Raw genomic sequence first — 14224 nt, 5'->3', positions numbered from 1 at the left:
CCGGCCTTTGCTGACGGAAGGGGTGCTTTTCGCCGATGCCGATCTTGCGGTATCCTTCCGCGATTCCGGCCCGATCCGGCGGCCGGTGCTTTCAGGAATGACGATCCGCATCGTGACGATGTCCCAGACCGCTCCAGATTCCGACCTGCCCGCCCGCATTCTTGTCGTCGAGGACGATCCCGGCATGCGTACCCTGCTGGTCCGGGCCTTGCAGGCCGATGGCTATCGCGTGCGGGGCGTGCAGGACGGACGCGAGATGTGGGGCGCCCTGGCGGCGTCGCCCGCCGACCTGATCGTCCTGGACGTGATGCTGCCGGGGACCAACGGGCTGGATCTGTGCCGCGCGCTGCGGCGGGGCGGCGTGCCGGGCATCGAGGCCGGCCAGTTGGACCGCCATACGCCCGTCATCATGGTTTCGGCCCGGGGCGAGGAACTGGACCGGGTGCTCGGCCTGGAACTGGGAGCCGACGATTACGTGGCCAAGCCCTTCAGCCAGAAGGAATTGCTGGCGCGGGTTCGCGCGGTGCTGCGGCGCGGCGGTGGTGGCGTGACCGAGGTGCAGTCCAGCGCCCCGCGCCGCGAGACATTGAAATTCGCCGGCTGGACGCTGGATCTGCGCCGGCGCGAATTGACCGACCCATCGGGCGCGGTGGTGGATATTTCCGGCGCCGAGTATGATCTGCTCGCCAGTTTTCTGGATAACCCGCAACGGGTGATCGGCCGGGACCGGCTGCTTGAATTGTCGCGCACCCGTCTGGGCGACGTCTCCGATCGCAGTATCGATGTTCTGGTCAGCCGGCTCCGCCGCAAGCTGGGCAACGATTCCGAAGCCTTGATCCGGACCGTCAGGGGGTTGGGGTATATCTTCACCTCCCCCGTAGAGCGCCTCTAGTGCCGGCCCGCAAACGCGCGCTGGTGGCGATCCGACGCGCGTTTCCTGTGCTCCGGTGCTCATGGCCATCAAGGCCGCTCCGCTCCGGTACTCGGAAACGCACGCCGGGCGCGGCCCTTTGGGCTGCTCTCGCTCACCGGCCCACGTTTGCGGGCCGGCACGCCGTGCGGCCTTGTTGGGGCGTGGCGGGGCTGGTGGGGGTCGGATGCGGGGTTGCTGCCTGATATGTCCGGGCTGCCGGTGACTGTGGCGCCGCCTTCTTCGGCGGCGGGGACGCGCCGCATCACGCTCTGGCCGCGCGGGTTGGTAGGGCGGGTGACGTTCGTGCTGCTGGCGGCGGTCGCGCTGGTGTTTCTCGGTAGTTCGGCGTTCTACGAGGAAGCCGAGACCTACACGGTCGACGATGCGCAACTGGATGCGATCGGCGAACGGCTGGCGGTCGATGTCCGGGTGCTGGCGGCCACGCCGCTGGCCCAGCGGCCGATCCTGGCGGCCATGCTCTCGACCGGGGATCTTACGCTCGACTGGCGGCCGCCGGAGGCGGGGCGCCCGATGCGGCCCGAGTCGGCGGCCCTGCGCGACCTGCATGACCGGCTGGTGGCCAGTCGCGAGCCGCTGCGCGGGTCGGTGCTGAACCTGTCGCCGACCCAGATCGGCAGTTCCGACGTGCGCGGGATCGTACGGTTGGCCGATGGCAGCCGGTTGGGCTTCGTGGCGCCGGATATCCTCCAGCCGCATCATATGACCCGGGGGCTGGCCTCGGCCGCCATCCTGGCCGGGGCGGTGCTGCTGGCGGCGGCGATGCTGGTCCATACGCTCAGCATGCCGCTGCGGGCGCTGGCGGAACTGGCGGACGGCGTCGGGTCGGGGCGATGGGTGCCGGTCGAGGAGAAGGGGCCGCGCGAGGTGCGCCACCTGGCACGGGCGATCAACGCGATGCAGGACCGCATCCGGCGGCTGATCGCGGATCGGACCGAAGCGCTGGCCGCCGTGTCGCATGACCTGCGCACGCCGCTGGCGCGGCTGCGGCTGCGCGCGGGATTCCTGAACGACCCGGAGGCGCAGGCGGCGATCGAGAGCGACGTGGCGGAGATGGAGGCGATGGTCGGCGGTGTCCTGGCCTATCTGTCCGGCGAGACCGATCCTGAAACCGTCCGTTCGGTCGATCTGGTCTCGATCCTGACGACATTGGCCGATGACGCGGCCGATCAGGGGCGCGACGTGGCGTATGAGGGCGTGACGCACTGCCTGGCGAAGGTCCGGCCACTGGCGATGAAACGGGTGTTCGGCAACCTGATCGACAATGCCGTGAATTACGGCGGCCGGGCCCGGGTCGGATTGTCGGTCGTGCCGGACGGGTTGCGGATACGGGTCGATGACGACGGGCCGGGGCTGCCGGACGCCGAACTGACGCGCGTGCTGACGCCGTTCTATCGCGTGGAGGGATCACGCTCGCGCTCCACCGGCGGCCTGGGCCTGGGGCTGGCGATCGTGAACCGCGAAGTGACGCGCGAGGGAGGACGCTTTACCCTGGCGAACCGGCCCGAAGGGGGATTGCGGGCCGAGATCCTGCTGCCCCGGGCGCCGGTTCAGGGCCCGGGCAAATCCCCGGGGTCCGGCAAGGCTCAGGGCGTCGGCAGGGCGGGGCGGTCGGCCATCGACAGGTGAAGCAGGGGCTGGTTGGTGTTCAGCCAGATTCCGTGCGGCGAACGACCGGTGCGGATGGTGCCGGTGATGTCGCCGCTCGCCGTGTCGATGATCGCGACATGCTGGCGCCAGCGCAGCGTCGCCCACATCTTGCCGTCGGGGGCGAAGACGATGTCGTCCGGGCCGCCGGCCACATGATAGGACTGCACGACGTTCAGCGTGTCCCAGTCCAGCCGCTCGATGACGCCCGAGGCGCGGCAGGTCACGTACAGGCGCTTCTGGTCGGGGGAGACGAACAGGTTGTGCGGGCCCGGCGCCATTTCGATCTTGCGCGCGACATGCCCGTCCGTGGGGTCGAGCGCCGCGACGTAGTTGGTACCCATCACGCCCACCAGGATCTGCCCGTTGTGCCACAGCACGCCGGCGGGGGTCGAGCCGACATCGGAGGTCCACAGGACGTTGCCGGTCGCGGTCTCGATCGCCGTGACCTTGCCGCTATCCTGGAGGCTGACATAGACCACCGAGGAATCCGGCGCGTAATTCATGTGGCTGGGCATGGCATCGACATGCAGGCGATGCAGCAGGTGATAGTCGGCGGCGTCGTAGATATCGACCTGGTTGCGCGCCAGCCCCGCGATGGTGAAGAAGCGGCCGTCGGGGCTGAACTGGAGCTGGTACGGGTCGGCGATGGGGATCTGCTTCACCCGCTCGCCGGTGACGGCATCGAGAAAGAACACCATGTTGCCGGCCGTGTCGCCGACCAGCAGATATTTGCCGTCCGGCGTCGGGGCGGTGTGGTGCGGTTCGCGCAGGACGGAAACGCGCCGGACTTCCTGGTGGGTGTCGATGTCGAATTCGCTGATCGTCGCATCGGCGGAATTCAGGACGAAGGCCAGGCGCTCGGCCCGGGCGGCCCCGGCGGAGAGGATGGCCGAGGCGCATGCCGCCATCAGCAGGCCGGCGCGGCGGACGGGTCGGGTCGGACGGAACGGGACGGAACGCATGATGGAGTCGGTGCCTCGGCTGTCGGAACAGGCCCCCGCCGCGGGATCTCTCGTCCCTCGCCGGGCCTCGGATCATGCAAGGCCAGAGCCGTTCCTGCGTGTCAACGCATTTCGGACGGCGGGCGCGGCTTTCGCCATGATCTGGCGCAAGGCGGCATTGCGTTTTCGTTATTCGCGCCCCCCTCGACCGCCGGTGCGCGGCACGGGACATGCCGCCATTCCGCCATCGGGGCTTGTTTCGCCGCGCGTCTTGGCACATCTGGACAGTAACCGGACCAATGCGGTCCGCCTTGCGATGCCCCTTGCCCGACGAGGCCTTGACCGATGTTCATCGAAACCGAAGATACCCCCAATCCCGCGACCCTGAAATTCCTGCCGGGCCGCACGGTCATGCCTGGGCGCAGCACCGCGGATTTCGTCAGCCCCGATTCGGTCCTCGGCCGGTCCGCGCTGGCCGAGATCCTGTTCGACCAGCCCGGCGTGGCGCGGGTGTTCCTGGGCGGCGATTTCGTGGCGGTCACCAAGGATGACAGCGTCGAATGGTCGGCGCTGAAGCCGCAGATCCTGTCGGTCCTGGTCGATTTCTTCGTTTCCGGCCGTCCCGCGATCGACGAGGACGCGGCGGTCGAGGAGGAACTGATCGCGCCGGAGGATGAGGAGATCGTCCGTCAGATCAAGGAACTGCTGGACACGCGGGTTCGGCCGGCCGTGGCCGGCGATGGCGGGGATATCGTGTTTCGCGGCTATCGCGACGGCGTGGTGCGCCTGACGATGCAGGGGGCCTGCTCGGGTTGCCCGTCCTCGCGCGCGACGCTGAAGCATGGGGTCGAGAACATGCTGCGGCATTATGTGCCGGAAGTGGTCTCGGTCGAGCAGGTGGACGCCTGACCACCTGCTCACCGGCCCTGCAACGTGGGAGACGACATGGTTCTGGATGAAGCGGGGCTGGACCTGCTGTTCCGTACGGCGCGCACGCCCGAGCGCTGGCGCGACGAGCCGGTGGAGGACGACGTGCTGCGCCGGTTGTACGACCTGGTGCGGCTGGGGCCGACATCGGGCAATTGCTCGCCGGCCCGGTTCGTCTTCCTGCGCACCGCCGACAATCGCGAGAGGCTGCGCCCCGCCCTGTCCGACGGCAATGTCGACAAGGTGCTGTCGGCGCCGGTGACGGTGATCGTGGCGCAAGACCCGCTGTTCTTCGACCGTTTCGCGACCCTGAACCCCGAGCCGGGCCTGCGCGCCTGGTTTGCCGCCGATGTCGGGCTGGCGGAGGAGACGGCGATGCGCAACGGCACGTTGCAGGGCGGCTATCTGATTCTGGCCGCCCGGGCACTGGGGCTGGATGTGCTGCCGATTTCCGGCTTCGATGCCTATGCGGTCGAGGATTCGTTCCTGGCCGGGCAAGGCTGGCGGGTCAATTTCCTGGTCAGCCTCGGCTATGCCGATGGACAGCCCGAACGGCCGCGCGCGCCGCGCCTGTCCTTCGACGATGCCTGCCTGATGCTCTGACCCGCGTGCGGATCCTGGTTGTCAACGGCGCGCCGGCGGGGGCGGAGGCGAAGGCCCTGCTCGGCTGTGTCGAGGGGGAGGCGAGTGCGCTGCGCGCGGTGCGCGTGCGCGACCTGCCGGGGCGCGGCGGGGCCGAGGCGATGCCGGCCCATTGCCGCGCGCTGCTGGCGGAGTGCGGATGGCGGGCGGCGGATCTCGATCTGATCGCGGTGGTGGTCGGCCCCGGTTCGTTCACCGGGCTGCGGGCGTCGCTGGCCCTGGCGCAGGGCCTGGCGCTGGGGACCGGCTGCGGGCTGGCGGGCGTGACCGGCGGGGAGGCGATGGCCGCCGCGCTGCGCGAGGAGGCCGGGCCGGCGCGCGCGGTGCTGTGTCTGTCGCGGGCACGGCGGGGGCGCGTCTTCGTCGAGCAGGATGGCGTGGTCCGGGCCGAGATGTGTGACGATTTCGTCTTTCCGCCCGGCCCGCTGCTGCTGGCCGGCAACGCGGCGGCGGAGATGCTGGCGGCATCCGGCGCGGGGCGGGACGACATCGCGCTGTCATCGTGGATCGTGCCCGATGGGGTGATGATCGCGCAGGCGGCGCTGGATCGGCGGGCGGAGGGTCGGGCGGCGCGGGAGTGCCTGCCGCTGTATGTCGACCCGCCCGAGGCGCGGCTGCCGGCGGCGGGGCTGCGCCCGGCTCCGGCTCCGCCGTGAGCGACGGGGGGGCGCGGCCCGTTATCGTGCCGGGCGGCACGCGGATCGGGCCGGTGCTGGCGACGCTGCATGGCGCGGCTTTTCCGCCGGCCGAATGCTGGGACGAGGCCGCGATGGCGGCCGTGCTGGCCATGCCCGGCGTGATGGTCGGGCTGGGCCGAAGCGGGGACGCGCCGATGCCCGCGGGGTTCGTCATCGGCCGGGTGGCGGCCGACGAGGCCGAGATCCTGACCCTGGCCGTCGCCGGCACGGCGCGGCGCCGGGGGCTGGGGCGCGCATTGCTGGACTGGCTGGCCGGGCAGGTCGCGGCCCGGGGGGCGGCGCGGCTGATCCTGGAGGTTTCGGAGGGCAACGAAGCCGCCCGGGCGCTGTATCGCGGGGCCGGATTTACCGAAATCGGCCGCCGCCGCGCCTATTACCCGGACGGTTCCGACGCGCTGGTGATGGAGCGGGCGTTGTGTGGCGAGATGCCGTCCGCGCCGTAGCGGACAATGATATTTTCATGACGGATCGGTGTCAGCGGGATGATTTGACGATCATGATTTCGTGGATCTCGCAACCGTGATCGATCTGCGCGGTAATGGCGTGGCCCAGTTGCCGGACGCTGCGGCTGACATTGTCGAGCGGTACCGCCCCGCGCAGCCGGACCCGCAGGCGACCGCCGTCGGGCAGTCGATCGAGGGCCAGGCGGGTGCGTACGAAAGTCATCGGACAGCTTTCGCCAGTAATATCGAGAGACGCGCTTTCCAGATCGTTCATCACTATCGTCTTCTGCCGGAGTATGGTTGCGATGGGGTCGGGTTCAATTATATTGAGATGCGTGTTTTTTGACGGGCGGGATCTTGGATATGGCCTCTGAAATGGAAAATAACAGTCTGCGGGACCTGACCGCGCAGATCGCGGCGGCCTATGTTGCGGGCAATGCGGTCGAGGCCGCCGCCCTGCCGGACCTGATCCGGCAGATCTATGGCACCCTGGACGGGTTGGGCCGCGTGGCGCCGGAGCCCGAGCGCCCGGTGCCGGCGGTCTCGCCCAAGCGATCGGTCTTTCCGGACTACATCGTCTGCCTGGAAGACGGCAAGAAGCTGAAAATGTTGAAACGCCATTTGAAAACGGCCTATAACCTGACCCCGGACGAATATCGGACGCGGTGGGGCCTGCCGCATGACTATCCGATGGTGGCGCCGAACTATGCCAGCCATCGGTCGTCCCTCGCGCGGAAAATCGGACTGGGTACGAAGCGCGAGGAGTGAATATGGGGCGCCCGGCGGCGGGTCGGCCCTTCTGGAGGAGGCGGTAGCTTCGTTGGACCACACGTCTGATGTTCGGGCCGGATCGGCGACATGGTAAGCTCGGCGGATGCTCATGAATCGCGCATCGGCCGTATGTGCGTCGAGCGGGGCCTGAAAATGACCGGCCAGCGGCGCGTGATCGCGCGCGTCCTGTCCGAGGCCGAGGATCATCCGGATGTCGAGGAACTGTATCGCCGGGCGATCGGCCTCGATGCGCGGATCTCGGTCGCGACGGTCTATCGGACGGTGCGCCTGCTGGAAGAAAAGGGTATTCTGGAGCGCCGGGATTTCGGCGGTGGCCGCGCGCGCTACGAGGCGACCGAGGACGGCGACCATTATCATCTGATCGACGTCGAGAGTGGCAAGGTCGTCGAATTCGAAGATGCGGAGCATGCCGCCCTGATGCATCGGATCGCCGATCGGCTGGGATTCGACCTGGTGTCCCACCGTCTGGAACTGTTCGCGCGCCGCAGGCCGGTACCTTCGGACGAAAAGCAGGCCAGGGCCGCCCGGGCGGCAAGCAAGGATGGATCACGTCGTTGAGCCTCGAAAAACCGGTCCGGTCGCTGTCGACCCTGGAACTCGAACGGGACGGATTTCCCGAATTGCGCGGCGGCAATCTGGGTGTTCGCATCGCCGCGAACGATGCGGAACGCGACGCCGCCCAGGCGCTGCGCTATCGCGTCTTCTATGAGGAAATGGGCGCGCGCCCCGACGAGCGGACCCTGCGCACGCGCCGCGATGTCGACGAATTCGACGAGCATGCCGACCATCTGCTGGTGATCGACCATGCGATTTCCTCGGGCGCCAAGGGTGTGGTCGGCACCTATCGGCTGTTGCAGGGCGACAATGCGCGCAAGGTCGGACGCTTCTACAGCTCGGGTGAATACGACCTGTCGCCGCTGACCGATTTTCCGGGACGGCTGCTGGAAGTCGGGCGGTCGTGCGTCGATCCGAATTATCGCGGCCGCGCGGCGATGCAGTTGCTGTGGCGCGGCATCGCCTCATACATTTTCCTGCACCGGGTCGACGTGCTGTTCGGCTGTGCCAGCCTGCCGGGTACCGATCCGGTGCCGCTGACCGACGAACTGACCTATCTCTACCACAACCACCTGGCGCCGCCCGCGCTGAGGCTGCGGGCTTTGCCGCACCGGCGGATCGAAATGCTGCGTGGCGATCCGAACCTGCTGGATCATCGCCGCTGCCTTGCCCGCCTGCCGCCCCTGATCAAGGGATATCTGCGGCTGGGCGGCTATATCGGCGATGGCGCCGTGATCGACGAGCAGTTCAACACCACCGACGTGGCCGTGATCGTGAAGAGCGAATTGCTGGCCGACAAATATTACCGTCATTACGAACGGCGGCTGCGTGACGCTCTCGACTAGGGCTCTGCCGGCCGGAACGCCGCCGGTCTTTCCGGCCTGCTTTCGTGCCGGTGGGCTCGGGCGCGTGATCGGGGCCGGGGGATGGCGGGCCGACCTGTTGATGCTGGCGGCCGGCGCGCTGGCCGCGCTGGCCTTTCCGCCCGTCGATCTGTTTCCGATCCTGGTTCCGTGCCTGGCCGTTCTGACGGCGGCGATCGACGCGGCCGGATCGTGGCGGGGCGCCGCGCGGCGCGGCTTTCTGTTCGGGCTCGGACTGCATACCGCCGGGCTGTATTGGCTGACCGACGCGATCCTCGTGCGCGCGGACAGTTTCTGGTGGCTGGTGCCCCTGGCCTCGCCCGGCTGTGCGCTGATCCTGGCGCCCATCACGGCATTGCCGGCCGCGCTATGTCGGCTGGCGCCAGTCGGCTGGCGGCGCCTGCTGGCATTTGCCGGCCTGTGGACGCTGTTCGACATGGGCCGTGTCTTCATCTTCAGTGGATTTCCGTGGAATCCGCTGGGGACGACATGGGAATTGCCGGGCCGGCTGGGTGACGTGATGATCCAGCCGGCGGCGTGGATCGGCGTCGACGGCCTGACATTGGCGACCGTGCTGCTGGCGCTGCTGCCGCAGGGCGGGCGGCGCGGCGTGGTGGCGGCCCTGGCCGGGTTGGCGGTGTGGGGGCTGGCGGGATGGGGGCGGCTGGTCCTGACGCCGACTGCCGCCAGCCGGAATCCGACGGTGGTGCTGGTTCAGGGCAACGTGTCGGAATCGCGGAAGATCGATGGGCACGACAATGTCGCGATCTTTCGCTCATATCTGGCCTTGACGCGATCCGGCATCGCCGACGCGCTGCCGGAGGCCGGCGCGCGGCCGGTGGTGTTCGTCTGGCCCGAGACGGCCTTCCCTGGCCTGTTGCAGGAGGACGATATCGCGCGGCGGATGATCGCCCGTGCCGGCCGGGGGGCGGCGGCGGGGGTGATCGGCACGATCCGAAGCGATGCCGAGGGCCATTGGCGCAACAGCGTGATGGCGGTGACCGGGCCCGACGGGCGGGTGGCCGATGTCTATGACAAATCGCATCTGGTGCCGTTCGGCGAATACCAGCCTCGGCTTCTGCCGTTCCATGTCGTCCCCGGTGATGGCATGGCGGCCGGGAATGGCGTGCGGACCTGGCATCTGCCCGATGTCGCGCCCGTCGGTCCGCTGATCTGCTATGAAGTGATTTTCTCGGGCCAGGTGGTGGATGCGAAGGATCGCCCCGACTGGCTGGTCAATGTCACCAACGATGCCTGGTATGGCGACAGCGCCGGCCCGCGCCAGCATCTGGCCGCGGTGCGCATGCGCGCGGTCGAGGAAGGACTGCCGGTGGCGCGGGCCGCCAATACCGGTATTTCCGCCGTGTTCGATGCCCATGGCCATGAAGTGGCGCGGCTGGGCTGGAACCGGCAGGGGGTTCTGGTCGTTTCCCTCGGTGCGCCCCTGTCCGGGACCCTGTTCGGTCACTGGGGACGCTGGATCCCGATTCTGCTGGCGCTGGCGACGGTGTTGCCCACGCTGGGATCATGGATGCGCCGGGCCGGTAGAAGGGCGGTCGCGCGCCGCTTGTAGCCTGTCGGCCTGCGATGCTCGGGCCGGGGACGAGTTTTGCTATCAACGCATGGGTGCGCTCGCGTGCTGTCGGCGGTCGAGGCCGGTAGCCTTCTTAAAAATTGATTCTCAAAATGTCAGTGAGCGAACTGACAGGATGATGGTAAATCAAATATTAATGTCGCATCATCCTTCTTCTCGTCGAATGCCGAACCACGCCGATGCCATGTGTCAAGAGGATCTGTTGACCGATAAGCCAAGCGCTGGTCCGAAGCCTGTGGATGTTCATGTCGGCGGTCGCATCCGGCTTCGCCGGGCATTGCTGGGCATGTCGCAGGAGCGTCTTGGCGAAGCCTTGGGCCTTACTTTCCAGCAGGTGCAGAAATATGAGCGTGGGACCAACCGGGTCAGCGCATCGCGCCTCTATGAATTGTCGGATGTGCTGGACGTGCCTGTCAGTTTCTTTTTCGACGGGCTGGAGCGGGCCCGCCGTGCGCCCGGCCACGCAGCCCTTGAAGTGTCGGGCTTTGCGCAGGCGCAGGAGGCCTTTCGCGGTGCGTCCGACGGCGGGCCGCTGCCGGTCAGCGAGATGGCCCTGCTGGCGCGGCGCGAGACGATCGAACTGGTGCGGACCTATTATCGGATCGAGGATGCCGCCACGCGGCGGCGGGTGCTGGATCTGATCCGGATGATGATCCCGCCCGAATAGCGCGCGGATGCCTCCCGCCTGTTTCTATTCGCGCCGGAGAACCTGGTCGGTGATGAAGGAGGCCAGACGGCCGGCGATGAAGTCCTGGCGCAGTTGTTTCTCGTCATATTCGTCGCGCACCCAGTCCAGGAAGGGCAGCCGGCCTTCGGCCTGTTGCTGGTAGCGCAGGAAGAACGCGTCGAGAATGCCGGTGCGCGAGCGGTTGAAATGCCCGAACCGCCATGACAACTGGCGCAGGGCCTGGGCGGCGGTGCCGCCTTCGAACAGGATGACCAGCCCGGAGGCCAGCCCCGCCCGGTCGGCGCCGGATTTGCAGTGCATCAGCATCGGAAAGGCGAGTGTCCGGTACAGCGCGGCGAAGCGCAGGATGCGCTCGCGGTGCGGCGCGCCCCGGCTTTCGAAGGCCATGTCCAGATGGGTCAGTCCCAGCCGGGTCGCGGCCTCGCGCGACAGGGCGTCGGACCCGCATTTGCGGTGGCCGCGCAGATTGACCAGCGTCCGCAGCGCGTAGCGGCGCGCCGCCGCCGCCAGCCGGGCGGGGGTGGGATGGTTGCAGCGATAGACCTTGCCGGGGATGACGGCGGCGAAATTCGTCCAGGGGACGCGAAAGATGGCGTGATCGACGAACAGGCTGTCGATCCAGGCCCGTCGCCTGCCGCCGGATGTGGCGAGAGATCCTTCGAACACGGCGGGCGGCTTCCTCGGTCGGCATAAAAAGGGCGCCGGATGTGTGTCATCCGGTGCCCTTTCCGTCAATCTCTTCCCCGCCGGGCGGGGAGGGATAACGGGATCAGACCTTGCGTTCCAGTTGCAGTTCCTTGATCCGGGCGATCGCCTTCGCCGGGTTCAGGCCCTTGGGGCAGGTCTGGGTGCAGTTCATGATCGTGCGGCAGGCATAGAGCTTCAGCGGGTCTTCCAGCGCGTCCAGCCGGTCGCCCGTATGCTCGTCACGGCTGTCGGCGATCCAGCGATAGGCCGCCAGCAGGGTGGCCGGACCCAGATACCGGTCGCCGTTCCACCAGTAGGACGGGCAGGAGGTCGTGCAGCAGAAGCACAGGATGCATTCCCACATCCCGTCCAGCTTCTCGCGTTCCTCGATGCTCTGGCGGCGCTCGGAATCCGGCGGCGGGGCGGTGTCGGACTTCAGCCAGGGCTCGATCGAGCGGAGCTGGGCATAGGCGCCGTTCAGGTCGGGCACCAGGTCCTTGACCACGGGCATGTGCGGCAGCGGGTAGATCGAGACCGCGTTCCGCACGTCCTTGATCGGCTTGAGGCACGCCAGCGTGTTCTCGCCGTCGATATTCATCGCGCACGAGCCGCAGATGCCCTCGCGGCACGAGCGCCGGAAGGTCAGCGTCGTGTCGACGTTGTTCTTGATGTGGATCAGCGCGTCCAGCACCATCGGGCCGATCTTGTCCAGATCGAGCTCGTAGGTGTCGACCACCGGGTTGGCGCCGTCGTCAGGGTTCCAGCGATAGATCCGGAAGGGCTTGACGTTCTTGGCGCCGGGCGCGGCCGGGAAGGTGCGGCCCTTCCCGATCGTGCTGTTCTTTGGCAGGCTGAATTCGACCATCGTCTCGTTCCTTTTCCGCCGCTTCGCTCAGTAGACGCGCTTCTTGGGGGGGAAGACCTGAACGTCGTCGGTCAGTGTCTTCATATGCACCGGGCGGTAGGTCAGGGTGACGCCGCCCTGGTCGTCCAGATGGGCGACCGTGTGCTTCATCCATTCCTTGTCGTCGCGGTCGGGATAATCGTCGTGCGCCTGCGCGCCGCGGCTTTCATGCCGGGCCTCGGCGCCCGCCATCGTCACCGTGGCGTTGGCCAGCAGGTTCTCGAACTCCAACGCTTCCATCAGGTCGGTGTTCCAGATCAGCGAACGGTCCGAGACCGCGATATCGGGCACCTCGGTCCAGATTTCCTTGATCTTCTCGACACCTTCCGCGAGGCTTTTGGAGTTGCGGAACACCGCCGCGTGCTTCTGCATCGTGCGTTGCAGCTTGTCGCGCATGGCCGACACATGGGTGCCGCCCTTGGCGTTGCGCAGCTTGTCCAGACGGTCCAGCGCGGCCTCGCCGGCCTTGGGCGGCAGGGGCGCGATGGTCTCCAGCGGCTTGATCAGCCCGGCGGCGCGCTTGGCGGCGGCGCGGCCGAACACGACCAGATCGAGCAGCGAGTTGGTGCCCAGGCGGTTGGCGCCATGCACCGACACGCACGCGGCCTCGCCCACCGCCATCAGGCCGGGGACGACGGCATCGGGGTTGTCGGCGGTCGGGCGGATGACCTCGCCATGATAGTTCGTCGGAATGCCGCCCATGTTGTAATGCACGGTCGGCAGGACGGGCACCGGCTCCTTGGTCACGTCGACGCCGGCGAAGATGCGCGCGGTCTCCAGGATGCCCGGCAGGCGCTCATGCAGCAGGTCGGCGCCCAGATGCTCCAGGTGCATCATGATGTGGTCCTTGTGCGGACCACAGCCACGGCCTTCGTTGATTTCGATGGTCATGGAGCGCGAGACCACGTCGCGCGACGCAAGGTCCTTGGCGGTCGGGGCGTAGCGCTCCATGAAGCGCTCGCCTTCCGAGTTCGTCAGGTAGCCGCCTTCGCCGCGGCAGCCTTCGGTGAGCAGGCAGCCGGCCGGATAGATGCCGGTGGGGTGGAACTGGACGAATTCCATGTCCTGCGTCGGCACGCCGGCGCGCATCGCCATGCCGCCGCCGTCGCCGGTGCAGGTATGGGCCGAGGTGCAGGACTGGTAGGCGCGGCCGTAGCCGCCCGTCGCCAGCACCACCGTCTGCGCGCGGAAGCGGTGGATCGTGCCGTCTTCCAGGCACCAGGCGACGACGCCGCGGCAGGCGCCCTCGTCGTCCATGATCAGGTCGATGGCAAAATATTCGACGAAGAATTCGACGTTATGCTTCAGGCACTGCTGGTACAGCGTGTGCAGGATGGCATGGCCGGTGCGGTCGGCGGCGGCGCAGGCGCGGGGCACCGGGGCCTCGCCGTAATTGCGCATGTGGCCGCCGAAGGGGCGCTGGTAGATCCTGCCGTCTTCGGTGCGCGAGAAGGGAACGCCCAGATGTTCCAGTTCCTGCACCGCCGGCACGGCCTCGCGGCACATATACTCGATGGCGTCCTGGTCGCCCAGCCAGTCCGACCCCTTGACGGTGTCGTACATGTGCCAGCGCCAATTGTCCTCGGCCATGTTGCCCAGCGACGCGCCGATGCCGCCCTGGGCGGCGACGGTGTGGCTGCGGGTGGGGAAGACCTTGGTGACGCAGGCGGTCTTGAGACCGGCGGCGCCCATGCCCAGCGTCGCGCGCAGGCCCGACCCGCCCGCGCCGACGACCACGACGTCGTACGCGTGGTCGATGATGCGGTAGGCGTTCGATGATGGAAGAGTGATCGCGTTCATTGTTTGGACGTGTCCTGATGCTCGTCCGGTCCGATGGGCGGTCCTTGCGGCCGCTCCGGGGCCGGAACTGTCCCCTGTGTCACTTGCTTCGCGGCCCCCCGGACGCATC

Annotated in this window: 16 protein-coding genes; 11 read left to right on the top strand and 5 right to left on the bottom strand. The window is 67.9% G+C overall.

The genetic code is table 11. The annotated features are described in order from the left end of the window. The first annotated feature begins 97 nt into the window (after nucleotides 1–97). Both HLH48_RS04640 and HLH48_RS04635 read left to right on the top strand, forming a co-directional pair. Nucleotides 98–892 (top strand): response regulator transcription factor, encoded by a 795-nt coding sequence (locus HLH48_RS04640; RefSeq protein ID WP_246386888.1) that lies wholly within the window; start codon nucleotides 98–100, stop codon nucleotides 890–892. A gap of 225 nt (nucleotides 893–1117) precedes the next feature. After that, nucleotides 1118–2560, top strand: coding sequence for an ATP-binding protein (locus HLH48_RS04635; RefSeq protein ID WP_182996420.1), 1443 nt, complete (start codon nucleotides 1118–1120; stop codon nucleotides 2558–2560). On the opposite strand, the gene HLH48_RS04630 is transcribed toward HLH48_RS04635, so the two are convergent. Next, the gene (locus HLH48_RS04630; protein WP_182996333.1) at nucleotides 2518–3543 is read right to left on the bottom strand and encodes a YncE family protein; all 1026 of its coding nucleotides are present in this window, start codon (nucleotides 3541–3543) and stop codon (nucleotides 2518–2520) included. The two genes, HLH48_RS04635 and HLH48_RS04630, sit on opposite strands and share 43 nt — an antisense overlap. Nucleotides 3544–3867: 324 nt before the next feature. Between HLH48_RS04630 and HLH48_RS04625 the strand changes: the two genes are divergently transcribed. From HLH48_RS04625 to rimI, 4 genes are read left to right on the top strand one after another with little or no spacing between them, the layout of a single operon-like run. Continuing rightward, the gene (locus tag HLH48_RS04625; protein ID WP_182996332.1) at nucleotides 3868–4431 is read left to right on the top strand and encodes a NifU family protein; all 564 of its coding nucleotides are present in this window, start codon (nucleotides 3868–3870) and stop codon (nucleotides 4429–4431) included. Nucleotides 4432–4467: 36 nt separating this feature from the next. Next, nucleotides 4468–5052, top strand: coding sequence for a malonic semialdehyde reductase (locus tag HLH48_RS04620; RefSeq protein ID WP_182996331.1), 585 nt, complete (start codon nucleotides 4468–4470; stop codon nucleotides 5050–5052). 5 nt (nucleotides 5053–5057) lie between these two features. Beyond that, nucleotides 5058–5747: a tRNA (adenosine(37)-N6)-threonylcarbamoyltransferase complex dimerization subunit type 1 TsaB gene (gene tsaB, locus HLH48_RS04615; RefSeq protein ID WP_182996330.1), complete on the top strand. Its 690-nt coding sequence runs from the start codon at nucleotides 5058–5060 to the stop codon at nucleotides 5745–5747. Next, nucleotides 5744–6232 carry a ribosomal protein S18-alanine N-acetyltransferase gene (gene rimI, locus HLH48_RS04610; RefSeq protein WP_264812587.1) on the top strand — a complete coding sequence of 163 codons (489 nt, stop codon included), beginning with the start codon at nucleotides 5744–5746 and terminating at the stop codon, nucleotides 6230–6232. Before tsaB ends, rimI begins: the two co-directional genes overlap by 4 nt. Before the next feature lie 31 nt (nucleotides 6233–6263). Here the strand turns inward: rimI and HLH48_RS04605 are convergent, their stop codons facing one another. Continuing rightward, complete coding sequence (locus HLH48_RS04605; protein WP_182996329.1) at nucleotides 6264–6506, bottom strand: sulfurtransferase TusA family protein; 243 nt, start codon at nucleotides 6504–6506, stop codon at nucleotides 6264–6266. Between the two features lie 89 nt (nucleotides 6507–6595). Between HLH48_RS04605 and HLH48_RS04600 the strand changes: the two genes are divergently transcribed. The 5 genes from HLH48_RS04600 (at nucleotide 6596) to HLH48_RS04580 (ending at nucleotide 10703) form a co-directional block, all read left to right on the top strand. Beyond that, on the top strand, nucleotides 6596–7000 hold the full coding sequence (locus HLH48_RS04600) for a MucR family transcriptional regulator (RefSeq protein ID WP_182996328.1): 405 nt from the start codon (nucleotides 6596–6598) through the stop codon (nucleotides 6998–7000). 90 nt (nucleotides 7001–7090) lie between these two features. Continuing rightward, complete coding sequence (locus tag HLH48_RS04595; RefSeq protein WP_182996327.1) at nucleotides 7091–7582, top strand: Fur family transcriptional regulator; 492 nt, start codon at nucleotides 7091–7093, stop codon at nucleotides 7580–7582. Further along, nucleotides 7579–8424, top strand: coding sequence for a GNAT family N-acetyltransferase (locus HLH48_RS04590; protein WP_182996326.1), 846 nt, complete (start codon nucleotides 7579–7581; stop codon nucleotides 8422–8424). The genes HLH48_RS04595 and HLH48_RS04590 overlap by 4 nt, the downstream gene beginning before the upstream one ends. Before the next feature lie 100 nt (nucleotides 8425–8524). Next, a complete protein-coding gene (lnt, locus tag HLH48_RS04585; protein ID WP_182996418.1) occupies nucleotides 8525–10015 on the top strand; it encodes an apolipoprotein N-acyltransferase in 1491 nt (496 codons plus the stop codon). Nucleotides 10016–10220: 205 nt separating this feature from the next. Beyond that, on the top strand, nucleotides 10221–10703 hold the full coding sequence (locus tag HLH48_RS04580; RefSeq protein WP_182996417.1) for a helix-turn-helix domain-containing protein: 483 nt from the start codon (nucleotides 10221–10223) through the stop codon (nucleotides 10701–10703). A 24-nt stretch (nucleotides 10704–10727) separates the two neighbouring features. Here HLH48_RS04580 and HLH48_RS04575 read toward each other — a convergent pair whose 3' ends face one another. From HLH48_RS04575 to sdhA, 3 genes are all read right to left on the bottom strand, one after another. Then, complete coding sequence (locus tag HLH48_RS04575) at nucleotides 10728–11390, bottom strand: protein-tyrosine phosphatase family protein (RefSeq protein WP_182996325.1); 663 nt, start codon at nucleotides 11388–11390, stop codon at nucleotides 10728–10730. A gap of 103 nt (nucleotides 11391–11493) precedes the next feature. Beyond that, nucleotides 11494–12276 (bottom strand): succinate dehydrogenase iron-sulfur subunit, encoded by a 783-nt coding sequence (locus HLH48_RS04570; protein ID WP_182996324.1) that lies wholly within the window; start codon nucleotides 12274–12276, stop codon nucleotides 11494–11496. A gap of 27 nt (nucleotides 12277–12303) precedes the next feature. After that, the gene (gene sdhA / locus HLH48_RS04565) at nucleotides 12304–14115 is read right to left on the bottom strand and encodes a succinate dehydrogenase flavoprotein subunit (RefSeq protein WP_182996323.1); all 1812 of its coding nucleotides are present in this window, start codon (nucleotides 14113–14115) and stop codon (nucleotides 12304–12306) included. Nucleotides 14116–14224 lie beyond the last annotated feature (109 nt).

The sequence above is a fragment of the Gluconacetobacter sacchari genome (genome assembly GCF_014174255.1).
GTDB lineage: Bacteria > Pseudomonadota > Alphaproteobacteria > Acetobacterales > Acetobacteraceae > Gluconacetobacter > Gluconacetobacter sacchari.
The sequence above is the reverse complement of the archived record's forward strand: the minus strand, read 5'-3'. Positions and strand labels throughout refer to the sequence as shown.